Annotated in this window: 18 protein-coding genes; 12 read left to right on the top strand and 6 right to left on the bottom strand. The window is 39.6% G+C overall.

What is annotated here, in order from left to right:
• Positions 1–27: 27 nt before the first annotated feature.
• Entirely contained in the window at positions 28–2061 is a 2034-nt protein-coding gene (locus tag CYP26_RS05625) for an ATP-dependent helicase (protein WP_103630703.1), read from the bottom strand.
• 65 nt (positions 2062–2126) lie between these two features.
• Here CYP26_RS05625 and pbpC point away from each other — a divergent pair, with 65 nt between their 5' ends.
• The 8 genes from pbpC (at position 2127) to CYP26_RS05585 (ending at position 16855) form a co-directional block, all read left to right on the top strand.
• Positions 2127–4295: a penicillin-binding protein 1C gene (gene pbpC, locus CYP26_RS05620; protein ID WP_103630702.1), complete on the top strand. Its 2169-nt coding sequence runs from the start codon at positions 2127–2129 to the stop codon at positions 4293–4295.
• Between the two features lies 1 nt (position 4296).
• On the top strand, positions 4297–9420 hold the full coding sequence (locus CYP26_RS05615; RefSeq protein WP_103630701.1) for an alpha-2-macroglobulin family protein: 5124 nt from the start codon (positions 4297–4299) through the stop codon (positions 9418–9420).
• A 119-nt stretch (positions 9421–9539) separates the two neighbouring features.
• On the top strand, positions 9540–12161 hold the full coding sequence (locus CYP26_RS05610) for a valine--tRNA ligase (RefSeq protein ID WP_103630700.1): 2622 nt from the start codon (positions 9540–9542) through the stop codon (positions 12159–12161).
• Positions 12162–12310: 149 nt separating this feature from the next.
• On the top strand, positions 12311–13297 hold the full coding sequence (locus tag CYP26_RS05605; protein WP_103630699.1) for a diaminopimelate dehydrogenase: 987 nt from the start codon (positions 12311–12313) through the stop codon (positions 13295–13297).
• A 30-nt stretch (positions 13298–13327) separates the two neighbouring features.
• Positions 13328–14284, top strand: a complete 957-nt coding sequence (locus tag CYP26_RS05600) for a methionine ABC transporter ATP-binding protein (protein ID WP_103630698.1) — start codon at positions 13328–13330, stop codon at positions 14282–14284.
• Entirely contained in the window at positions 14284–14958 is a 675-nt protein-coding gene (locus CYP26_RS05595; protein ID WP_021086223.1) for a methionine ABC transporter permease, read from the top strand. The genes CYP26_RS05600 and CYP26_RS05595 overlap by 1 nt, the downstream gene beginning before the upstream one ends.
• A gap of 258 nt (positions 14959–15216) precedes the next feature.
• Positions 15217–15999, top strand: a complete 783-nt coding sequence (locus CYP26_RS05590; protein WP_103630697.1) for a MetQ/NlpA family ABC transporter substrate-binding protein — start codon at positions 15217–15219, stop codon at positions 15997–15999.
• 76 nt (positions 16000–16075) lie between these two features.
• Positions 16076–16855, top strand: a complete 780-nt coding sequence (locus tag CYP26_RS05585; protein ID WP_103630696.1) for a MetQ/NlpA family ABC transporter substrate-binding protein — start codon at positions 16076–16078, stop codon at positions 16853–16855.
• A 23-nt stretch (positions 16856–16878) separates the two neighbouring features.
• Here CYP26_RS05585 and CYP26_RS05580 read toward each other — a convergent pair whose 3' ends face one another.
• Positions 16879–17472, bottom strand: coding sequence for a hypothetical protein (locus CYP26_RS05580; RefSeq protein ID WP_103630695.1), 594 nt, complete (start codon positions 17470–17472; stop codon positions 16879–16881).
• Between the two features lie 83 nt (positions 17473–17555).
• Positions 17556–17789 carry a hypothetical protein gene (locus CYP26_RS05575; protein ID WP_141090084.1) on the bottom strand — a complete coding sequence of 78 codons (234 nt, stop codon included), beginning with the start codon at positions 17787–17789 and terminating at the stop codon, positions 17556–17558.
• 335 nt (positions 17790–18124) lie between these two features.
• On the opposite strand from CYP26_RS05575, the gene CYP26_RS05570 reads away from it, so the two are divergent.
• Entirely contained in the window at positions 18125–18715 is a 591-nt protein-coding gene (locus tag CYP26_RS05570) for a DedA family protein (protein WP_103630693.1), read from the top strand.
• A 70-nt stretch (positions 18716–18785) separates the two neighbouring features.
• Here the strand turns inward: CYP26_RS05570 and murI are convergent, their stop codons facing one another.
• A complete protein-coding gene (gene murI / locus CYP26_RS05565; protein WP_103630692.1) occupies positions 18786–19574 on the bottom strand; it encodes a glutamate racemase in 789 nt (262 codons plus the stop codon).
• Positions 19575–19665: 91 nt separating this feature from the next.
• Here murI and CYP26_RS05560 point away from each other — a divergent pair, with 91 nt between their 5' ends.
• Positions 19666–20826 (top strand): peptidoglycan glycosyltransferase FtsW, encoded by a 1161-nt coding sequence (locus CYP26_RS05560; protein ID WP_103567521.1) that lies wholly within the window; start codon positions 19666–19668, stop codon positions 20824–20826.
• Positions 20823–21845, top strand: a complete 1023-nt coding sequence (gene murG, locus CYP26_RS05555; RefSeq protein ID WP_103630691.1) for an undecaprenyldiphospho-muramoylpentapeptide beta-N-acetylglucosaminyltransferase — start codon at positions 20823–20825, stop codon at positions 21843–21845. Before CYP26_RS05560 ends, murG begins: the two co-directional genes overlap by 4 nt.
• Here murG and CYP26_RS05550 read toward each other — a convergent pair.
• Positions 21837–22571 carry an imidazole glycerol phosphate synthase gene (locus tag CYP26_RS05550; RefSeq protein ID WP_103558067.1) on the bottom strand — a complete coding sequence of 245 codons (735 nt, stop codon included), beginning with the start codon at positions 22569–22571 and terminating at the stop codon, positions 21837–21839. The two genes, murG and CYP26_RS05550, sit on opposite strands and share 9 nt — an antisense overlap.
• Before the next feature lie 115 nt (positions 22572–22686).
• On the opposite strand from CYP26_RS05550, the gene CYP26_RS05545 reads away from it, so the two are divergent.
• Positions 22687–23454 carry a hypothetical protein gene (locus tag CYP26_RS05545; protein ID WP_103630690.1) on the top strand — a complete coding sequence of 256 codons (768 nt, stop codon included), beginning with the start codon at positions 22687–22689 and terminating at the stop codon, positions 23452–23454.
• Here the strand turns inward: CYP26_RS05545 and CYP26_RS05540 are convergent, their stop codons facing one another.
• Positions 23455–24705 (bottom strand): RNA polymerase factor sigma-54, encoded by a 1251-nt coding sequence (locus CYP26_RS05540; protein WP_258031426.1) that lies wholly within the window; start codon positions 24703–24705, stop codon positions 23455–23457.
• Position 24706: the final 1 nt, after the last annotated feature.

Here is a 24706-nt window from a genome sequence, read left to right as displayed (position 1 = left end):
ATTCTACTTCACAAGAGTAAATACTCTTTAAGCTTCCTCTTTTGCCATGCCAGCCTCTATCAAAAACCTACTTGGCTGATAATTGACCTTCTTTATCTTGTCGTATTTTGCATAGCTAAGATATAGCTCGTCTTTTGCTCTGGTTACTGCTACGTAAAAGAGCCGCCTCTCTTCTTCTAGGCTACCACCCATGCTCATTAGCTTTAAATTTGGAAAGCGATTTTGCGCGAGATCTACGATGAAAACTTGATCAAATTCAAGCCCCTTGCTCGCATGCACGCTAAGCAAGCTAACGCCCTGCCCTTCGCTCATCTCGTTGCTTCCAAGGGCTAAGAAGTTATAAAATTTACTGATATCTTGATATTTTTTAGCTAGCTCGCTTAACACCACGCTCTTTGCCATTATGCGCTCTTTGACCTCTTCTTTGAGCGCAAGATCGACGTTGCCATTTTTTAGAGTTGCCCTTTTTGTGCTGATGTTTTCGACGATTAACGAGTAAATTTTGCTAGTTTTTATCTCATTTATCATCGTGGCTGGCTTTGAGATATTTCTCATGCCTCGTAAAAAGTTGTAAATTTCATATAAAAACTGCGCCCCACTCTCGCTTAGCTTTTGTAGTTTTAGCACCGGGTGGCCTAGAAATTTATCGCTAAAGCCAAGCTTAGAAAACCTTGAAACTTCGGCAAATTCGTCAAGGTCGTCAAAAAGGCCCAGCTGATAGTTTCGCCTTTTGTTTGATGAGATATTTACGCTCTCATCTGGCTCAACTATCCCTTTTATCAAATTTCCATGCCCAAGCTTAAGAAGTGCATCAAAAATTTCTTTGCTAACTGCGCTGCCAACGCCCTTTGCGTATTCACAGATGTGGATAAATGCCATTATATCTTTTGGATTGACATAAATTCCCATGATGTCGATGAGCGCCTTGATCTCACGGCTCTCAAAAAAGCTCACCCCACCCTTTCGCTTTGAGCCGATGCCTCGCTCTTTTAGCGCGACTTCGATGCCATCAGCTGATGAGTTATTTCTAAAAATTATGGCGATATTTTCTCTATTAAATGGCGAGAGCGAGATGATATCAGCGATATTTTGATACTGATCAAAAAGCTCGTTATAGACAAGCAGCCTTGGAGGCTTGAAATTTCCATCTCGGCTAACTGTGAGGTGCTTTTCATAAAGCCTTGGGTTGTTATTTATCACCTTATTTGCAAGGGCAAGGATGCTTGAGCTTGAGCGGTAATTTACATTTAAAGCGTAGATGTTTGCGTTTGGGAAGCGATCTTTAAATGAGCCAATGATCTCGATATTTGCGCCGTTAAATGCGTAGATGCTCTGGTCAAAATCGCCTACGCAAAATAGGCTCTTTGTCTTAAATGCGTCTATGAGGCTGCCTTGAAGAGTGTTTGTATCTTGATACTCATCGATCAAAATTTCATCATAAGCTAAATTTGCCCCCTTTTTTAGCTCATCGCGCATTTTTATGAGAAGGTCGTTAAAATCAGCGTAAGAAAATTTAGCCTTTTCAGCCTCAAACTCCTCTAAAACATCTTCATAAATTTCAGCATAAACGCCCTGCTCTTCGCTCTTCTCACTTATCCATTTGCCAAAAGTTGTGCCTTGTTCGCTGTTTTGAAAGAGCGAGTAAAGATCATATAGATATGCCCCGCCATAAGGCTTGACGTCGCTTAAATGGTAAAATTTACGCCTCTCAACAAGACTTTTTAAAAGCGTCTTTAGCTCGCTTGGCTGCTTTAGCGTGACGCCTTTATCAAGGCTTTTTAAAAGCGAAAATGAGACCGAGTGAAAGGTGCCTGCAGTGATTTTAGAGGTGATTTGTTTGTCAAAATACCTATTTAAGCGCTCTATCATCTCGCTGGCTGCTTTGTTTGTAAAAGTTAGAAGCAAAATTTTCTCAGGCTTTACGCCTAAATTTAAAAGATATGCGATGCGAGCGACAATCGTGCTAGTCTTGCCAGTGCCAGCTGAAGCGATGATGAGATTGTGTCCAAATGGCGCAGTTGCGGCGGTGTATTGTTCTTTGTTTAACCTAGATAAGGGCATTGTTTCCTCTTTTTTAAAAAGGCCTAATTATAGCTACTTAAACTTTAACAGCTATAATCACGCCGATGAAAAAGTTTAAATTTTTAAAATTTCTTGCCCTATTTTTTGCTCTAATGGTCGCTATATTTTTGATACTTGATCAAATTTATCCACTAAATTTAGATGCGCTTAAAAAAGACGAAGCCAAAATTTTGCTTGATAAAAATGGCGAGATCATAAATATGAAGCTTAGTAGCGACGGAATTTGGAGATTTCACGAGCAAAGCTTCCCAAACTCGCTAAAACAATGCGTCGTTCTCTTTGAAGATAGGTACTTTTACTACCATTTTGGCGTAAATTTTGCCTCCATTTTTAGGGCATTTTTTCACAACCTAAGAAGCGACAACCGCATAGGCGCTAGCACTATCACGATGCAAGTGGCTAGGATGCTTGAGCCAAGTGATAGGAGCTATAAAAATAAGATAAAAGAAATTTTTAGAGCATTTCAGCTTGAACTTCACTTTAGCAAGGATGAAATTTTAAATTTATACCTAAATTTAGCCCCTTATGGCGGCAATATCGAGGGTGCAAAGGCAGCAAGCTTCTTTTACTTTGGCAAGGAGCTAAACGAGCTTAGCTACGCTCAGGCGGCACTTTTAAGCACGATCCCTAAAAATCCAAATAAAAATAGACTTGACCGCGTCTCAAACATAAATGCCCTAAAAAACAGGGTCATAAAGATGCTTTATAAGGCAAATTTAATTGATCTTAGCGCCTTTAAAAGAGCACAAGCTGAGCCATTTAAAAATGTAAGGATAAGAGCTGTCGTAAATGCTAGCGACTACTCAAATGTCGCTTTTAAAAACCAAATTTCAAAGGCGAGCTTGGATCTAAATTTACAAAAAGATATGCTTAAAATTTTAAAAGATGCGATGTTTTCGCTAAAGGCTAAAAACGCAAATAACGCCGCAGCCGTGGTCATTGACAATAAAAAAATGAGCGTTGTTGCCTTCATAGGCTCGCACGATGAGCGCGCACGCGACGGCAAAAACTCAGCCCTAAATATGAAGCGAAACACCGGCAGCACGCTAAAGCCTTTTATCTACTCGCTTGCGCTTGATAGTGGTCTCATCACGCCAAACTCGCAGCTAATCGATACGCAAATTTATATAAATGAATATGTGCCAAAGAACTTTAGTAACGACTTTTTGGGGCTTGTAGGCGCAAAGGACGCTCTAAATTTTAGCCTCAATATCCCAGTTATAAATTTAGACTTAAAGCTAAAAGATAACTCGCTTTATGAGCTGCTTGAAAAGGTAAATTTAGTTGATGAAAACAAGGAATTTTACGGCTCTTCGATAGTTTTAGGTAGCGCTGAGATGAGCCTACTTGATCTTGCGCATCTTTATACGATATACGCAAATGGCGGGGTTTATAGGCCGCTTGAGTTTGCGGGCAAAAACTACAAAAATGAGGACAAAAACATAACCCTCATCTCGCCTCAAAGCGCATATCTAACCGCCAAAATGATGAGCGAGGCCTCAAGGTCATATCTAAAAAATGCTTGGCAATACGCGCAAAACACACCAAAAATCGCCTTTAAAACAGGCACAAGTGCAAACTCACGCGATCTTTACGCTATTGGAGTTGATGAGGACTACACAATAGCCGTCTGGGTGGGCAACTTTAACGCCGAAAAAACCGACAAGCTAACTGGACTAAATGACGTTTCAAAGATCGTTTTTGATATGTTTAAGCTCATCGCTCAAAAAAGAAATTTAAGCTTTATGAGCGAGCCAGAGGGCATCGAAAAAGTGCCAACCTGCCTTGATGCTTTTAATTATGAAACATGCAAAAAAACGGCACTTGATGATAGGATAGTTGGAGTTAAACTGCAAGATAAGTGCGAGAGTTTAAGGGGCGAGGAGCTTGAGTTTTTGATAAAAAATGGCTTTTTAGACAAGAACGAGGTCAAAAATAGCCCTTGTGCTGAAGTTTTTAAAGACAAAAAGCCAGTTTTTGCCTATCCGTATAACGGCGAAGAGATCGTGACAGATGAAAATGTAACACAAATTATGCTAAAATGCTACGCGTTTTTAGGTGATGAAATTTACTTAAAAGTGGATGATTTGAACTTTTCTAAGATAGAAAATGCAAGCGAAAAAAGGCTAGATCTAACTCTTGGCGAGCACACTTTAAAATGCCTTGATCAAAACTCAAATCAAAGTGAAATAACAATAAAACTAAGGAGATAAAATGCAGCAAAAAGCGCTACTTCTAGCACTTTTAGGAGCAGTAAATTTATATGCTTTAAGCCTAAATGGCAATGTCGAGGTAAAGTCGCCTTTAAGCGTGGAATTTGGACTAGAAGATGATGTTAGCAAAAATCTCATAGACACGCTAAGCGAGAAAAAACTCATCTCATGTGAGCCAGCGCTAAGTGGCACGGTGAAATTTAACGCTCAAAGCCTTACGCTCTTTACAAAAGATATGCACGCAGGCGTAGAGTATAGCTGTAAGCTAGAAAATGGCAGCAGCGCTAGCTTTGAGACGAAAGAATTTGCGCTTGAGAAGATAGAAAAGCTCACTGATAGCAAATTTATCCTTAAATTTAATGACGAAGTTAGTGAAGAGCTTGTAAAAAAAATAGCCGTAAAAGGTGCAAGCTTTAATGCCTTGCAGCTCTCTCAAAACAGCTTTGAGCTTGATCTTGATAAAAATATAAGCGAACCTGTTTTTGAGTTTGGAGAAAATTTTGAGAGTAAATTTGGCGCTAAGCTTGCAGGCGATGGCGTGGTGAAATTTAGTGAGCAAGCAAGCAGTGAGAGCGTAAATATAAATGCCGAAGCTAAAAGCTTTGAGATAGCTAAAATCTATCCGACAAGCCTTGATAATGGCATCTTAGCTTTTAGAATTTATCTAAAAGAGTGGCTAAGCGATGATAATAATCTAAAGAAATTTATAAAGATAAAAGGCGTAAAAAGCTTTAGTATAAGCGACGTGGCATATAAAAATGACGATGAAAATGGCGCGCCAAATTCTGAGCTTGAGGGGTATGATTATTACATCGATATCACAAGCGATGAGTTTAAACCGCAAAATAGCTACGAGATCACGATAAAGCCAGGCTTTGGAGACGATAGAAATGTCGTAAGAGAGGCCAAAACCTACGAGGTGGTCGCTAGCAACTTCACTCCATTTGCAAATTTCACAAACGAAGAGCCATATATCTCAAGTGTGGGCGAGATCGGCATTAGAAGTGCAAATTTACCTGAGCTAAATGTGAGCGTTGAAAAGTTAAGCGATCAAAATTTTAGATACTTTTTAAATTTCAACGACAATAGCGAAGATCTAAGCAATTTTAGCTCAAAAGTAGCAAGCAAAAGCTACAAGCTAGAAGGTGCATTAAACGAAATTTCACTAAACAAGATCAAGCTTGACTTTGCAGGAGCAGGAGACGGAGTTTATAAGATAAGCTTAAACTACGGCAAAGATAAGAGCGTCTCAAAGGTCGTCTATCTAAGCGACATCGCCATAAATGCAAAGCTTGGTAAGGACGAAATTTTCGTCTTTGCAAACCGCCTTGGCGAAAACACAATGCTGCCAAACGCAAATGTAAAAATTTATGGCAAAAGAAACGAAGAGATCGCAGTTGGCGCGACAAATGATGTTGGCGTCTTTAAATTTAACAAAAAAGATATTTACAAAGAGATCTCATCAGTCGTCGTCTCACTTGGCAAGGAGCAAAATTTCCTCATCATAAAAGATAGCGAAGCGCTAAATGAGGCAAAGCTCATCAGTCAAAATCCAAGCGAGAGCATCGATGCTTACACGCATTTTGCCTCAAATATCATAAGACCAAACGAGAGCTTAAAAGGAGCAATTTATCTAAGAGATAGGGACTTTAACCCGCTTAAAAATATGCCAGTTAAGATCAAATTTATCGATCCGCAAGGCAAAAGTAGCGCCCAGATCACGCAAAATACAAATGATGTTGGCATGATAAATTTTGAAAAAGAAATTTTAAGCGATCTAAGCGGTAGATTTAACATGCAGATAATCTACGCTAGCAAAGTGATAGCGAGTGTGCCATTTTACGTCGAGAGCTTCGTGCCAAACAAGATAAAAAATGACATAGCCATAGACGCGGATAAATTCTTTGCAAACGAGCTAGTAAAGGTAAATTTAACAAGTAGTTATCTCTTTGGCGGAGCAGCTAGCGACTTAGCTGGCAGTATGCAGGTTAGTTTCTTTGATGATGAGTATAAAAATAGCGAATTTAAAGAGTATAAATTTAAAAATGACACCCTAAAAGCGGCTGCCTATCCAAGCATAGAAAATGATCTAACTCTTTCAAAAGATGGCAAATCAAGCCAAATGATAGATCTTAGCTTTAACACCAAAAACGCACCATCAATAATAAAAGGTGTCATAAATTTCAACGTAAATGACGATGGCAAAAACGTAAGTGACGCTAAAAGCTTTACGCTCTATCCTTACAAAGATATGGTTGGCATCGCTGCTAGCACGGCATTTGCTGATCCAAACGAAGATGTAAAGATAAGAACAGTAGTTATTGATATGCCAAGCCAAAAGGCAGTGAAGTCAAATTTGAAATTTGATATAAAACGTGTCTCATGGCAGTATCAAAGGGACGCAAACGGCTATATAAAATGGATCCAAACACTTGAAGATGTGGATAGTTTTTATAAAAATAGTGGCGAGTTTAGCTATAAATTTACGCAAAGTGGCTCATACGTCATCACTGCTACAAATTTAGTAAGTGGTGCGAGCACGAGCCTTGATATGGACGTGAGCGGCTACAACTACTCAACCCTAGCCCCTACAAAAGAGCTTAGCAAGTCTCAGATAAAACTAAACAAAAGCGTTTATAAAAAAGGCGACGAGCTAAGCGCAGACATAAGCTCAGCCATAAAAGAAGGCATCGCACTTGTCACGCTTGAAGATGCAGGTGTCAAAGCCTACAAGGTCGTCAAGATCAAAAACAACTCAGCAAACGTTAAATTTAAGCTCGACTTTGACTTTAACGGCCTTTATGTGAGCGCAAATATCTACCGCATGACTGACGCTGGACTAACTCCGTTTAGAACCTACGGCAAGGTCTATGCAAATGGTGATAAATCTTCAAGAAAGATAGAGCTTAGCCTAGAAGCGCCAAAAAGTGCAAAGAGCGATGAAAATATCAAAATTTCACTAAAAACAAAGCCAAAAGCTTACGTAAATTTATTTATCACAGATGTTGGCGTGCTTGATATCACATCGCAAAAACCAGCCGATCCGCTTAAGTTTTTTGACAAAATTTTACCTGATGGCGTCTTTGACTACGACATCTATAATATGCTTACAAACTACAAGGTCGAGGGCAAAACGCTAAGCTTTGGCGGTGATGCTGCGGCGATGGCTGTGGCGGCAAAAATGGCAAAGCATGCAAGCCCAGTTGATAGCAAAAATGTAAAAACTTATGCTAATTTAGTGAGCCTTCAAGCGAACGACAAAGGCGAAATTTCATACGAATTTAAAACGCCAAATGGCTTTAACGGCGCCATTAGAGTAGATGCTGTGGCAAATGACACAACTGCAATGAACGCCGTAAATAGCGAGATAAAAGTAAAAGATGATGTGATCATTAAGCCAAGCGCTTTAGTTTATCTTTTAAAAGGCGATGAATTAAGCGCAAATTTAAGGCTTATAAATACAACAAATGCCGACAAAAACCTTACTATAAACATAGTAACAAGTAAAAATTTAAACATCAAAACGCAAGAAAAAGCCAACCTAAAGCCGCTTGAAAACAAGGCGTTTGTGCTTAAAATTTCAGCCCTTGAAACAGGTGCTGGCGAATACAATATAACAGTAAGCGACAAAAATAGCTCAAAAACGCTTCAAAATTTACTAGATGTCGTTAGCCCTTATACGATCAGCACCTACGCAAAGAGCAGTGTCTTTGACAAAGAGAGTAAAATTTCGCTTCCAAAAGGCTATCACGATGTGAGCGTTGATGCGTCAAGCTCGGTCTCAAGCGTGCTTTTGGCAGCTTCAAAGAATTTAGTAGAGTATCCTTATGGATGTGCGGAGCAAAGGAGCTCAAGACTGCTTGCGCTTTTAAATTTAAAACCAAAAGATGAGCTTGAAAAGGGCGACCAAAAGAGATTTATCGTTAGTGGCATAGATGAGCTAGTTAAGATGCAAAAACCAGACGGCAGCTTTGGCTACTGGAGCGATCTAGGCGAGACAAATGCATTTGCAAGCATCTTTGCAACTGATGTTTTACTTGATCTTAGCGAGGCTGGATATGAGGTAAGCAAAGGCGTCAAACAAAATGCGCTAAACTCTCTCTTAAAATACACAAACAACGACCTTGAGACACTTTACGCCCTTTATGTAAGCTCACGTGCAAATATGGCTGATAGGTCAATCTTAAATAAAATTTACGACGACAAAGCCTACAATAAAACAGCACTAAGTAAATACCTAATGGCAGCAGCTCTAAAGCTAAATGGCCTAAATGACGAGGCAAAGGTCGCGCTAAAAGATATCAAAAATGCTAAAACAAGCGAAGAAAATCCATCTGATTTTAGCTCAAAAGTAAGAGATAACGCCTTTATCTTATACTTGCACGCAAAATACTTTGAGAAAAACGACTACTCAGACGACCTTGCAAATTTCTTGATAGTAAATTTAAATGAGCTAAGCTCAACGCAGGAGCGTGCATTTACGCTAAGAGCGCTAAATGCATACTTTGGCAAAGATAACGGCGAGAAAAATAATAAATTTAAGCTTAGCTACAACGGCGAAAGTAAAGAATTTGACGGTCTTTTAAGCACGTCATTTACTACAAAAAATGGCGAATTTAGCATCGCTCCACTAGGCTCAAACAAGCTTTACGCAACTATATTAAGCTACGCTTACTTGCCGCTTGATATTAGGCATAAGATCGAGCCAAAAGAGCTTGATATCTACCGCGTTTTTGTCGATGAAAAAGGCAAAGAGTTAGATATTAACAGCCTAAAAGTAAATGACGTCATCTACTCAAAAGTGGTGATAAACTCAAAAACAATGGTTAAAAACGGCGTTATAAACGAGATCGTAAGCAGTTGCTTTGAGCCGATAAATGAAAATTTAAGCAACTTTAGCAAGAGCTTAAAAAACAGCTTGCAAGTTGAGTATAAAAGCATAAAAGATGACCGCGTGCTAAGCTTTTACACGCTAAGTAGCGACGAAAAAGATGCCGTGCTTTATACGCCTTATCGTGTAAGACTTGGCGGAAAATGTTCTCTTGGTGCAGTCACAACTGAAAATATGTACAACGAAAGACAAAACGACTACGACCTAGCTCAAAGAAGCTTTAACGTTAAATAGCTATTTAAACTCCGGGGCGTTTAATCGCCCCAAGCCCATATTTCCCCACTTTTGCAAAGATTTTTTTAAACAAATTTTAGATAACATTAAGCATTTTTTAAACGAAAGAGGATACAAAAGTGGCAGAATTTTACAATGCAAAAGAGATAGAAGATAAATTTTATAAAATTTGGGAAGAACGCGGATATTTCGAGATAGACGCAAACAAAGATATCCAAAAAGATGGACGTAAATTTTGCATTATGATGCCACCTCCAAACGTGACTGGCTCGCTTCACATCGGACACGCCCTAACCTTCACACTTCAAGATATCATGACTCGCTACAAGAGGATGGACGGCTACAAGACACTTTGGCAGCCAGGACTTGACCACGCTGGTATCGCCACTCAAAACGTCGTAGAAAAGCAGCTACTAGCACAAGGGATCAAAAAAGAAGAGCTTGGACGTGAGGAATTTGTAGAAAAAGTGTGGGAGTGGAAAGAAAAAAGCGGCGGCATGATCGTCCATCAGATGCGAAAACTTGGCATCACTCCGGCTTGGTCACGCCAGAGATTTACTATGGATGAGGGCTTAAGAAAAGCTGTGAAAAAAGCCTTTGTAAATTTATACGACAAAGGGCTAATTGTCCAGAAAAACTACATGATAAACTGGTGTACGCACGATGGCGCACTCTCTGACATCGAGGTCGAGCACAAAGAAAATAAGGGCAAGCTTTATCATTTAAGATACTACTTTGCAGACAATCCAAATGAATTTGTTGTAGTTGCGACCACCAGGCCTGAAACATATTTCGGTGATACGGCGGTGATGGTAAATCCAAACGACGAGCGTTATAAAAATTTAATCGGCAAAAAAGTGGTGTTACCTATCATAAATAGAGAGATCGAGATCATCGCAGACGAGCACGTTGATATGGAGTTTGGAACAGGTCTTGTTAAGGTCACGCCTGCGCACGATCAAAATGACTACGAGGTTGGCAAAAGGCACGACCTTGAGTTTATCACTGTATTTGACGAAAAGGGCATTTTAAACGACAAGTGCGATAAATTTGCAGGTCTTGAGAGACTTGAGGCTAGAGATATCGTCGTGGCCGAGCTTGAAAAACTTGGCAATGTCGAGAAAATCGAGGACTACGAAAATCAAGTAGGCTACTGCTACCGCTGCAAAAACGTCGTCGAGCCATACATCTCAAAGCAGTGGTTTGTCAAAAAAGAGATCGCAGACGAGGCGATACAAAAAGTCTCAGAGGGTCTTGCTAAATTTTACCCGCCGCACTGGATAAACAGCTTTAACGCGTGGATGAGAGAGCTAAGAGACTGGTGTATCTCACGCCAGCTTTGGTGGGGACATCAAATTCCAGTATTTTACTGCGACGAGTGCGGTCACATGTGGGCTGACGAGGGCGAGCCGTGCGAGTGCAAAAAGTGTAAAAGTAAAAATTTCCACCAAGACCCAGACGTGCTAGATACGTGGTTTAGCTCTGGTCTTTGGCCATTTAGCACGCTTGGCTGGGGCAATGAAAATGAGCTAAAAAATGAAAAGTGGTTTGAAGGCGATTTAGCCGAGTTTTATCCAAACAACCTTCTCATCACTGGCTTTGATATTTTATTTTTCTGGGTTGCTAGGATGATGTTTCAGGGTGAAAACGCCCTTGGCAAGCTACCATTTGACGACATCTACCTGCACGCACTTGTGAAGGATGAGTTTGGTAGAAAGATGAGTAAAAGCCTTGGCAACGTCATCGACCCACTTGATAGCATAAATGAGTATAGTGCCGATATATTGCGCTTTACGCTCACACTTTTAGCCGTTCAAGGACGCGATATCAAACTAAGCGACGCCAAGATGAAGCAGGTAAGAAATTTCACCAACAAGCTTTATAATGCGAGCAAATACCTCATGTTAAATGAGAGCAAATTTCCAAATTTAGAGGATATCAAGCTTCAAACAAAACTTGGAATTTATATGAATAGCCGCTTTAACGAGTGCGTGAGAGAGGTGCGTGAAAACATCGACGCCTACCGCTTCAATGACGCTGCAAACACACTTTATAAATTCCTTTGGGACGAGTTTTGCGACTGGGGCATCGAGCTTAGCAAGGCTGATAAAGCGAGCGTAAAAGAGCTTGGAAGCATATTTAAAGAGGCTATGAAACTGCTAAATCCTTTCATGCCGTTTCTCTCAGAGTATCTATTTCAAGAGCTTAGCGGCGCACAACTTGAAAATGCAAAATCAATAATGGTGATGAGCTATCCAGAGGTAAAAGAGCGAAATTTAGAGGTTGAGAAGAAATTTGAACTAGTTATCGAGGCAATCGTAGCTATTCGCCGTGCAAAAGCTACTATCGATCTTGGCAACTCAAAGATCGCAAAAGCCTTTGTTAAATTTAATGAAAAAATAGACCTTGACGAGGTAAAAGAGTACATCAAACTGCTTGCAAAATGCGAAGAGATCGGCTTTGTAGATGAAAAAATAGAAAACTCAATAAGAGATGTGAGCGAAAATTTAGAGGCATTTGTCCCGCTTGAAGGGCTTGATATGAGTGGTATCATCACAAGGCTAAGGTCTCAAAAGACAAAGCTCGAAAAAGAGATAGCCAAACTCTCAGGTATGCTAAATAACCAAAATTTCGTGGCAAACGCACCAAAAGAGGTCATAGAGACAAACAAAGAGGCTTTGCAGAGCGCTGAGGCTAAATTTAAAAAAGTATGCGAGGAGCTAAAGGCTCTTGGCGAGTAGGTTTTGCGGCAAAAGTTGAAGGGTGGCGTTTTATCTTTGGCAGCTTGTAGTTGCTACGCTACCCTTGGCGCTAATATATTGTCTTATTAAAATGAAATTTATCGCCCTGCACTATCTTGCATGTAAATTTAAAATTTAAAGGATCAAAAATGAGTGAAAAAATAAAAATAGCAGTTTTAGGATATGGAAATTTAGGTCGTGGCGTCGAGCTTGCGGTGCGAAATAGCAAGGATTTAGAGCTTGTGGCCGTTTTTAGCCGAAGAGGTCCAAGCGAAGTAAAAACGTGTGGTGCACCAGTATTTAGCGTGGATGAAATTTTATCGCACAAGGGCAAATTTGACGTTTTAGTCCTTTGTGGTGGCAGCGCAACTGACCTTCCAACGCAAACGCCAGAATTTGCACAAAATTTTAACGTAGTTGATAGCTTTGACACGCATGCAAAAATACCTGAGCACTTTGCCGCAGTGGACGCTGCTGCTAAAAAAGGTGGCAATGTGGGTGTCATCGCTGTTGGCTGGGACCCAGGGCTATTTTCACTAAATAGGCTATTTGGCGAGAGCGTGCTTGAAAATGGCAGCAGCTATACATTTTGGGGCAAAGGCGTGAGTCAAGGCCACTCAGACGCTATCCGCAGGATCGAGGGCGTCGTGGATGCTCGCCAATACACAGTGCCCATAGATAGCGCCTTGGAGCGAGTTCGCGCTGGGGAAAATCCAAATTTAACCACAAGGGAAAAACACCTGCGTGATTGCTACGTAGTGGCAGAGGATGGCGCTGATAAGGCACGCATCGAGCATGAGATAAAAACGATGCCAAATTATTTTGCTGACTACGACACAAGCGTGCATTTTATCGATCTGGAGACGCTTAAAAAAGAGCATGGCGGTATCCCACATGGGGGATTTGTACTGCGAAGCGGAGTGAGCGGAGAGCATGGCGAGAACAAACACTTGATCGAGTTTTCGCTAAAACTTGACTCAAATCCAGAATTTACCGCAAGTGTGCTAGTAGCCTACGCTCGTGCGGCATATCGCTTGGCACAAAGTGGTGAGAGTGGCGCATTTAGCGTATTTGACATCGCCCCAGCACTTCTTTCGCCAAATAGCGCTGATGAGCTAAGGCGAGAAATTTTATAAATTTAGGCAGTTAAAAGTAAGGAAAATTTAGTGATAAAAATAGAAAATTTAACCAAATTTTATGGCGATACACAGATCCTTTATGGTGTAAATTTAGAGGTTGCAAAGGGTGAAATTTTTGCTATCGTGGGGCACAGCGGTGCTGGTAAATCAACGCTTTTAAGGTGCATAAACGGGTTAGAGAGCTATCAAGGCGGCAGCTTAAAAGTCTTTGATCAAGAGATAAAAAATTTAGATGAGACGCAGCAAAGACATTTGAGGCGAGATGTTGGGATGATATTTCAGCATTTTGCCCTGATGGCTAGAAAAAATGTCTTTGAAAACGTCGCTACTCCGCTTAAATTTTGGGGATATAAAAGTGACGAGACCGAAAAAAGAGTGAGAGAGCTTTTAAATTTAGTCGGTCTTGAAAGCAAGGCAAAAAGCTATCCAAGCGAGCTAAGTGGCGGCCAAAAACAGCGTGTAGCCATCGCTAGAGCGCTTGCTTTAAATCCTAAAATTTTACTAAGCGACGAAGCGACTTCGGCTCTTGATCCAAACACGACAAATCAAATTTTAGAGCTGCTTGAGAAGATAAATAAAGAGCTAGACATCAGCGTCGTCATCGTCACGCACGAGATGGAGGTGGTTAAATCGATCGCAAAACGCGCGATACTACTAGAAGGTGGCAAGATAATAGGCTCTGGAAGCATAGAGGAGCTATTTTTAAAGCCAGATGAGAAGATGAAAGAGTTTTTGGGTGAAGTGGAAATTCTGCCAAACACTGGCACAAATATAAGGCTATTTTTCCCAAAAGAAGTGGCTCAAAACAGCGTGATCACACACATGGCAAGAAGCCTAAATATCGACTTTAACATAGTCTGGGGTAAGCTTGAGAAGCTAAACGACAACGTCCTTGGCTCGCTTGTCATAAACATAGATGAAAAAGATAAAGAAAACGTGCTTAACTATATCAAGCAAAGTGGCGTTTTGTGGGAGGTGGCTTGATGTTTGGTATTGATTTTTCTAAATTTCCTGATGTTTTCTCTAGGATACTTTTGCCAGCTATCGGCGAGACGCTATATATGAGCATAGTCTCTACCCTACTCGCCTTTGCCATAGGCCTCATACCTGCGGTTTTGCTCATCCTTTCAGACAAAGACGGCCTAAAGCCAAACAAGCAGCTTTATTTTGTGCTTGATATCGTTATAAACGTGCTTAGAAGCTTTCCGTTTATCATTTTGATCATCGTGCTCTTTCCAGTTACAAAAATGATCGTAGGCACAAGCATCGGCACCACAGCTGCGATCGTTCCGCTAACTATAGGAGCGGCTCCCTTTGTGGCAAGGCTCATTGAAAACGCTCTAAAAGAGGTTGATAAAGGCATCATCGAAGCAGCACAAAGCTTTGGTAGCTCGAAATTTCAGATCATTTTTCGTGTTATGTTTGTCGAGGCGCTTCCTGGCATCATCTCAGCATTTACGCTAACGCTTATCGTAAATATCGGCTTTTCAGCGATGGCTGGTGCAGTTGGCGGTGGCGGACTAGGATCAGTCGCTATAAACTACGGATATCAGAGATTTCGCCCAGATATCATGCTCTACACCGTGGTTATTCTAATCATTATGGTGCAAATTTTCCAAGTTTTAGGCAACTATCTCTATAAAATTTCAAAAAAATAAGGCCACATTTTTTATCTGATTTTAAGCTTTTTTCCCTAAAATTGCCAAATTAATTTTAGCTGAAAGGACAAAAGATGAAATCAGATATGTGCCAGATGTGCCGCCTACTAAAAAACGCGTCGTCGAAAGACTAATCTCTAAGCACAGAATTTCTTTTTAAGTGCTTAGAAATAGCTTAAGTACTTAAAAAGAAATTTAACCTTCTAGCTTAAATTTATCCTTTTTTGGTGCTTGGCAAATTTTAAAAAAGGATAATAAATGAAAAAACTACTTCTTACCTCTCTAGTTGCCCTAGGCCTTAGCGTTAGCGCAAATGCTGCTGACAAGTCAAAAACAATAATCGTCGGTGCTACACCTATCCCACATGCTGAAATTTTAGAGGTTGTAAAGCCTATTTTGGCAAAAGATGGCTACACACTTGAGATCAAGGAATTTAACGACTACACCACGCCAAATCTTGCGACAGAGGACGGCGACCTTGACGCAAATTTCTTTCAACACATCCCATATCTTGAAGAATTTAACAAAAATAAAGGCACTCACCTTGTAAAAACAGTTGGCGTGCACCTAGAGCCAATGGGCGTTTATTCTAAAAAGATCAAAGACATAAAAGAGCTAAAAGATGGCGCAGTGGTCTCTATCCCAAATGACCCAACAAACGAGAGCCGCGCACTTGACATCGTAGCTAGCGCTGGACTTATCAAGCTAAATGACAACCCGCTAAAAACTCCGCTTGATATAGTTGATAACCCTAAAAAACTTAAATTTGAAGAGATCGAGGCTGCTCAAGTGCCAAGAACGCTTGATGACGTTACTATCGCAGTTATCAACACAAACTACGCGCTAAATGCAAATTTAAATCCAACAAAAGATGCGCTTGTGATCGAGGGTAAAGATAGCCCATACGTAAATTACGTAGTTGTTAAAGCTGGCAATGAGAACAGCCCTAAAACTAAAGCCCTTGATAAAGCTATCAACTCACCAGAAGTTAAGAAATTTATCGAGACAAAGTATAACGGCGCTATCATCCCAGTGTTTTAATTAAATTTATAAAAAGCGACGTAAAAGCTTTTACCTTTTTAGCGTCGCTTTAAATCAAACCAAAAAAGGAAAAACAATGAAATTTATCAAACTTTTAACCGCATCTTTAGTTGCTCTAAGCCTTCACGCAGCCGACAAAGACTACACTATCACTGTTGGCGTCTCACCTGTGCCACACGCTGAAATTTTAGAATTTGTAAAACCAAAGCTAAAAGATAAGGGCTATGACCTTGTTATCTCTGAAATTTCAGACTATTCGATACCAAATGTCGCCACAGAAGATGGTAGCTTAGACGCAAATTTCTTTCAACATTTGCCATATCTTGAGGAGCAAAACAAGGCTAGAGGCCTGCATCTTGTAAGCGTTGCAAGCGTGCACGTAGAACCTCTTGGCTTTTACTCTAAAAAGATAAAAGATATCAAAGAGCTAAAAGATGGCGCAAAAGTGGCGATCGCTTACGATCCGTCAAATGGCAACAGAGCGCTTAGAATTTTAGAAAAAGCTGGTCTTATAGAGATCGATAAAAACGTAAAAGTTGCAACTGTAAATGACATAACTAAAAATCCTAAGAATTTGCAGTTTGTCGAGCTTGAGGGTGCTCAGATCCCAAGAACACTTGATGATGTCGATATCGCTGCTATTAGCACAAATTTCGTCCTTGATCTTGGCATGAGTGTGGCAAAAGACGCACTTTTACTTGAAGACGCTAACAGCCCTTATGCAAACATCATCGTCACAAGAGCTGGTAACGAGAACAATCCTAAGATCAAAGCTTTAGTTGATGCGGTTCTTAGCCCTGATACTAAAAATTTCATCATCACTCACTACAAAGGCGAGGTTATACCTGCATTTTAAAACTGGGCGAGCTTTCGCCCTATCTATCTTTTTTGAGTTAAATTTTTATTTTCTTTGTCATACAAAAATATCATTAAAATCAATAAAAATGGATATATAAGAACATCAAATTTAAAGCCTCTATAAACAAACATTTCAATGAAATCAGAGAAAAATTTGGCACAAATTGGTATATGAAATAAAATAAAATTTATGCTTCTAATAACAAAAGCAAAAAATAATATTGGCGTTATCAATAAAAAATATAAAAAATATTCTTTTGCATATATGTATATAAATATCAAAAAGCAGCCTGAAAGAATTATCATAAGATGTGGTGTTAAGTCTATTTTTAAGGTATTGATATCTTTTAGAATGCTGTTTTTATCTATGAAAATATAAAGAATAAACAATGGTAATGATATCTCAATGCTCAAATAGGCCAAGCTATATACAAAATAATCAAATTTGTTTGTGATACTAATGTTAAGACAACAAAATAAACAAAGCAAAGCGATTAGAAATTTAAGCTTACTAAAATTTATTAAGTTTTCTAAAACCGCGCTACACCTAATAGCAACAAATCCAAGTTCTTTGCTTTGTATCTCTGTAAATAGCCAAAATAAAATGGTTTTCACAACTAAACAATCCTCTCTATTTTTTACTTATATTTGGCTATTATACACTTCAAAGAGAGCTACATCTTTGTATTTTGTCAAAATCATCTTTCTAATTTATCTAATAGTATCACTTTGTACTTTGGCGAATAAGCCCCTTTCCATGCACCACCCAGCCCATAAACAATAAGAATTTCTTTTAATAGCGCAAAAATTTCCTCAACGACCAATGCGCTATAAGCAATTGGCTTTACGTCTAATAAAAGCCATACTTTATCATAAGATACATGGTCTATTGTTTTATTGTATAGCTCATTTTCTAGTATGATTTCAAACATTTCACCTTGATAATAAAGTATCCATAGGCTTTTTGAAAGATTTCCATGATCTACCTTTGAATCATGAAAAAAACCACTCTCCATAAGCCAGCAGTCTCGCTCCTTGTCTATAACCCAATACTATTTGGTTGGGCAAACCCTTATCGGATGGATTGTATTTGAGAAAAATACTAGTAAGGCCATACTTTTTCATCATCCTCTTTTGCGATAATCGCATTTTCAAATGCCGTTTTTATCCTTAAAATTTGATGTTTTGAAATTATATTATATATACTCAAATACTTAAGCGGCACTTTGCTACAATACCTCACTTTAAGATAAATTTCGGAGTAAGAATGCTACATGACATTATTGATTTTATCGTTTCAAGCGTGAGCAGCTGGGGCTATGCTGGTATATTTGTGATGATGTTTTTAGAGAGCTCATTTTTTCCATTTCCAAGCGAAGTGGCGATGATACCAGCTGGATATCTAGCTCATAAAGACGAGATGAGCCTAGCGCTTGCTTTTATCTCAGGCACGCTTGGCAGCTTACTTGGAGCCATTTTTAACTACTATCTTTGCTACTTTTTTGGACGTGAGATCATCTTAAAATACGGCAAATTTGTCGGCATCACCCACGAAAAGATGGATAAATTTGAAGCATTTTTTAATAAACACGGCGAAATTTCGACCTTCAACTCACGCCTTATCCCAGGAATTCGTCAGTATATCAGCCTGCCAGCTGGGCTAGCTAAGATGAATATTTTTAGATTTTGCCTATTTACCACGCTTGGCGCTGGGATTTGGTGCGCGGTTTTGCTTGGAGTTGGCTATTTTCTAGGTTCAAATCCAGACAAACAGACACTTCTAACTATCACGATCGCTCTTTTAACTGTGGTTGCGGCAATAAGTGCTATCTATATAGTAAAGCAAAGAAAGAGGTAAATACATATAAAAATACATAAAATTTAGTGTATTTTGCTAAATTTGGCTCAAATTTTTAGCTAAATTTAGCCTAGCTGATCGCTCTCATTTTTTCTAGGCGAGCTAAATTTCTTGAAATTTTCTCTAGCTCACTTTGCTCATATACCTCGTCACCTGAGTAGAAAAATTTTATATTTGGAGTTAATTTTATATTTGAATTTTGAAGTCCAAGCTCGCTTATGAGGCGCTTTACCGTCCCTTCGTTGCCGTCTATTATGCTTATATTTTGAGGTAAAATTTCTCTTAAGCTATCTTTAAAATAGTTAAAATGCGTGCAGCCAAGCACCAAAAAGTCAAATTTACTTAGATCAAATTTAGCTAGCTCTTCTTTTAGATATGACTTCACGTTTTCACTCTCAAACTCAGCCTTTTCAGCGAAATTTACAAGGCGAGGCAGAGCTAGCAGCTCAGTTTTATCTTTTGCGTTTAAATTTGTGATTAGCTCTTTTAGTTTTGCGCCATTTACCGTGACTGGAGTAGCGATGACAAGCGTTTTTAGGGCATCATTGTGGCTTAGATCGTGGGCCTTTTTTACAGCTGGCTCCATACCGATGATCGGCACGCTTAAATTTGCTCTAAGCTCTTTTATCGCCACGCTTGTAGCTGTGTTACAAGCTACCACGACAGCTTTTGCTCCATTTTCTATAAGAAATTTCACCGCATCAAAGCTAAATTTTAAAATTTCATCCCTGCTCTTTTGTCCGTATGGGACATTTTTCACGTCTGCGTAATATAAAAATTCATGCCCGCTAAGCTTACTTAAAGCTTCGTTTAAGACGCTAAGCCCGCCAAGCCCCGAGTCAAATATACCTATCTTCATGCCCATCCTTAAAGCCTGCAATTATAGCAAATAATATCTTTGTAAGCCGTTTTTTATTATACTTTGGCTCATTTTAAAGTTGGAGCTAAATTTGGCAGTTGATAAGGTTATTTTCTATCTTTGCGCGACTTTGATCGCCATAAGTATCATTTTCTCACTATCCTTGCCAGTTTTTACAGTTTTGTTTTTCAACTACGACGAATTTCACTTTTTTATCCGCCAGTTTGCAGTCGGCTGTATAGGAATTTTTCTCATGTGGTGGCTCTCTAGGCTAAATCCCGACAAAGCGCTTAACTGGATAGGGTTTAGCCTTTTTGGCTTTTGCATCATCGCTATGATACTTATGCATGCCCTGCCAGCTTCTATGGTGACTGATGCTGGCGGCGCTAGACGCTGGATCAGACTGCCAGGCTTTTCGCTTGCGCCTGTTGAGTTTTTCAAAGTTGGTTTTGTCTTTTTTTTGGCATGGAGTTTTACTAGAAAATTTAGCGATGGCAAGAGAACTTTGATGGATGAGATCAAGATACTTTTTCCATATTTAATTCTTTTTTGTGTAGCCATTGTTTTGATCGCTATTTTACAAAATGATCTTGGACAGGTTGTGGTTTTGGCGCTTACTTTTGTGACGATGGCTCTTTTTGCAGGGGCTAGTGTTAGGCTCTTTGGCATAGGCATTGTTGGCGCTGCCTTTGTTATGACGGTGGCGATAGTTAGCTCAGAGCACAGAATTTTACGTATAAAATCATGGTGGGGCACGATACAAAACATGGTGCTTTCTTTCTTGCCAGATAGCGTGGCAAACGTGCTTAGAGTGGCAGACGCACCAGAGCCATATCAAATTTCTCACTCACTAAATGCAATTAAACACGGTGAGTTTTTTGGCGAGGGACTTGGAGCTGGGATATTTAAGCTTGGTTTTTTAAGCGAGGTGCATACGGACTTTGTGCTAGCTGGCATAGCTGAAGAGGTCGGTGTTTTTGGCATTTTGTGCATCACAGCGATCTTCATCACTCTACTTTATAGGATATTTAGAATTTCAGCTAGGAGCGAAAACAAGGTCTATCACCTATTCTCACTTGGTATTGGGCTTATCTTGTCGTTTTCATTTTTGATGAATAGCTACGGCATCACATCGATCACGCCGATAAAAGGTATCGCTGTGCCATTTTTGAGCTATGGCGGTAGCTCCGTGCTTGCTATATGCATCGGCATCGGCATGGTCTTGATGGTTAGTAAAAAGGCGAAACTATGATAGTTATTTGTGGTGGCGGCACTGGCGGACATTTAGCGATCGCTAGAAGCTTTTGTGAAGAGCTAAATGAGAGAGGCATAAAGCCTATTTTCATCGGTTCAACTAGCGGTCAGGATAAATTTTGGTTTGAAAATGATGATAAATTTGCAAAGAAATTCTTTTTACCAAGCAGTGGTGTCGTAAATAAAAGAGGTCTAGCCAAGCTAAAATCACTAACAAACATCATAAGCCTAGCTTTAAAATGCAAGCAAATTTTTAAAGAAAATGGCGTTAAAGCAGTCATCAGCGTAGGAGGCTACTCAGCAGCACCAGCAGCCATAGCAGCCATCATCTCAAAAACGCCGCTTTTCATACACGAGCAAAACGCCGTAACTGGTAAGCTAAATAAAATTTTAAAGCCATACGCAAAGGGCTTTTTTAGCTCTTATGATGAGCTCTCGCCCTGTCCTTACCCTGTAGCAAAGAAATTTTTTGATAGCCAAAGAACAAGAGGTGAGCTAAAAACTATACTCTTTTTAGGTGGTTCGCAAGGTGCAAAGGCGATAAATGAGCTAGCCATAAATTTAGCCCCATATCTTAAAGAAAAAGGGATAAAGATCATTCATCAATGCGGCAAAAACGCCCTTGATGAACTGAAAAAGAGATATGATGAGCTTGGCTTTAGCGAGGCAAATTTAGAAATTTTTGACTTTAGCAAAGAGATAGAAAAGAAGATGAGCGAGGCTGATCTTGCCATATCAAGAGCTGGTGCTAGCTCGCTTTGGGAGCTTTGCGCAAATGCCCTGCCCTCTATCTTTGTGCCATTTCCTTATGCTGCTGGCAATCACCAGTTTTATAACGCTAAATTTCTAAAAGATAAAGGCATAGCTGAAATTTGTCTGCAAAATGGCGAAAATTTAGACAAAGACGAAGTCATAAAAATGATCGAGAGCTTTGATCTAAACAAAAGCAGCAAAGCTCTAAAAGATATCCTTTTGTCAAACGGAGCAAAAGAGATAATGGATAAAATTTTAAGCTAGATCCTCGCCTATGGCGTAGGCTTTTAGCTCTCGTAGCTCGTAAATAAGGTAGTGGTAGATAAGCTCGTTTGTCTTTAGGCTCTTGCCTGAAAGTACTGGTCTTATCATCTCGATGATCCTATCTGTGATGCCTGCGATCTCAACCAAAAGTAGCTCGTCACCCCTTTGCTTGGCAACCCTTATGCAGTTATAAAAAAATGTGTAGATAGTTTTAAAATTTTCCAAAACGACGTTTGAGACGATTTGAGAGTCGAGATGTAAAATTTTATTCATCCTATTTTGTAGTTCCATTAGCTCGGCAAGTAGCCCTCTTATCATCGCTGTATCGCCACTTCTTGAAAAGATACTCTTTTTCTTTTTTTTATTTTGTATCTGATATTCAGCGACTAAAACCTGCATAATGTTTGAGATGTTTGTCAGGCTCTCTTGTAAATTTTGATTAGTCTTTAGGCTCACTCCAGCCTTTTCTATCTTGTAGTATAGGCTTTTGTTTGTCTGCTCGAGGTATGAGCTAATGTTTTCGTAGTAATCTTCAGTGTTAAAGACATTTTTAAAAAAACTGCCCTCGTCTGTTGTACTATAAAGTCTTTTTTTGATCTCTTCGACATTTTTATTAAAAGTGAGCGCATCGATCTTTGTCTCAGGCTCGACAACGCCGTTGTTTTCGATAACTTCCAAGTTTTTCTTAAGCGTATTTATCAGCTTATCAATCTCATTAAAATCCATTTTGCCTCTTTGAAATTTTTGGCTATTTTACTATAAAAAGCTGAAGTTTTCGCTTGCAATTCTTAAAAAGATATTTATACTTCTTTTAATAAAATATCTCAAAAAAGGAGCAAAAATGAATGGTGAAGTTTTTAACTCTTGCATTATCGTAGCCTCTATAAAGCAAGCATTAAAGTCAAATTTAGAGCTAAACTACAAAAGCGAAAAATATATAAAAAGCCTAGTTTTTGACTATGTCTTAGGTGATGAGCCAGAAAAAAGAGAGCAAGCTAGTATAAATGAGTGGTTTAAGCACGCCTTAAAGCTTGGACTAAGCGACGTGAGATACACCACAAATTTGACGGTCTCTTCAGAGGAGCGCTCGCTGCAAGGCTTTTCAAACGTAAGCCACAAGTCGATTCTTTGCATTTATAAAGATAAGATGAGCTACTTTGTGCCCCGCTGGAGCTTTAAAGAAGATAAAAAGGGCTGGGATGTCTGGGAGATAGTCTATAAAGAATTTAGCCTAGATGGCATGCCAGAAATTCAAAAATTTAGCGATAACACTTTGGAGTTTAAAGATATCCTAACTAGGATCTCTAAATTTGCAGATGAGATAGAGTGTGAGAATTTTGGCGACTGCTTTAGAAAAGGACTAAAAGCGCTAAATGAGCCAGAAAAGATAGAGCAAAATATCCTAAACGCTCCACTTATGCCAAAGCTAAATTTAGCCCTTTTTACTGCGGCAAGTGCGGCTGATGTCTTTGGTGGTATGGGCTCATGGAACGACGACGCAGCAGGCTTGACACAGCATAAAAGACGCGCCAAAGAGTATGATGAGCTTAGCGGTGAGCTTTTTACCCAGATGCGAAAGGCCTTGCTTTTTGCCATAAATGAGTGGTAGCTAGCCGTTTATATGATAGATCTTTTTTCGCTGACTTGAGCTGCCGATGTTTAGGATTTTGCGGTATTTGGTGATGGTTCGGCGAACGATTTGGATGTTAAATTTAGCTTGGATGAGCTCTTGGATTTTTAGGTCAGAAAGTGGCTTTTTGTGATCTTCATTTTTGATAAGCTCTAGCAAAAATTCCTTTATCGCAGCGTTTGAAGTCTCTTCGTCAAAGCCAGTTGCAAAGAAATTTTTAAGCGCGACCGTGCCTCTTGGAGAGCTTAGATATTTGTTTGCGATTGCTCTTGAAATGGTTGAAGGATTGCGTCCTAGCTCGTCTGCTAGGTCTTTTAGCTTCATAGGCTTTATGTCGCCACCCAAAAAGTAGTCGTACTGATACTCAACTATCATAAGCCCTATCTTATAAAGCGTTGATTTTCTCATCTCAAGGGCGTCTATGAGCTCGCTTGCCTCTTTTATGCGTGAGCTTACAAAGGCCTCTTTCTCGTCTAATCCCTCGGTGTCGATAGAAATTTCAGGATAGTACTCGTCATTTATCTGCACGCTTATGCCACTACTAGTGCTTAGCACGAATATGTCAGGCACCGCCTCTTTTTCATCTTCAAGATACTCAATGGCTGGAGGATTTTTAAATTTCTTTATGATCTTTAGCGCATCGTCGTAAAATTTAAGCTTTCTAAGCTTCTCTATATTTTCAAAATTTAAGATGATCTTTCTTGCGCACTCTATGATCTCATCACTCGCCTCTGCCTCACTTAGCTGAAACAAAAAGCTCTCTTTCACATCCTTTGCGCCCACGCCACATGGCTCAAGGTAGGCAAATCTCGCCCTAACCCGCTCTACTTCGCTCTCGCTAAAACCCACAAAAATTTCATCATCGTAAGAAAAATAGCCCTCATCATCTAAACACTCGATGATCTTATATGCGATATCTTGGGACTTTTGCGTGGGGAAAAGTGGGGGATTTATCTGGCTAACGAGCTTTTCATAGAGGCTTTCTTTATATATACTTAAAGCCTCGATGCTCTCACTAACCGAGTTTTTACTAACCTGCTCGAAAAAATTTCGCTTTTTTTCGCTTTTTTCTAAATTTTTATGTTCGATCGTGGCAAATGGATTCTCTTTTATAAAAGGCTCAAGCGTCTCTTTTAGCTCATCAAGCCCGCTTTGAAGGATAGGAAGCCAGCTTCTTAGCGTTTGGTTTAGTTTGATCTTTGGCGCTAAAGTTTGCTTTTGCCTTAGCATC

Source organism: Campylobacter concisus, from assembly GCF_002913225.1.
In the GTDB taxonomy this organism is placed as follows: domain Bacteria; phylum Campylobacterota; class Campylobacteria; order Campylobacterales; family Campylobacteraceae; genus Campylobacter_A; species Campylobacter_A concisus_J.
This window is presented reverse-complemented; position numbering and strand designations above follow the sequence as displayed.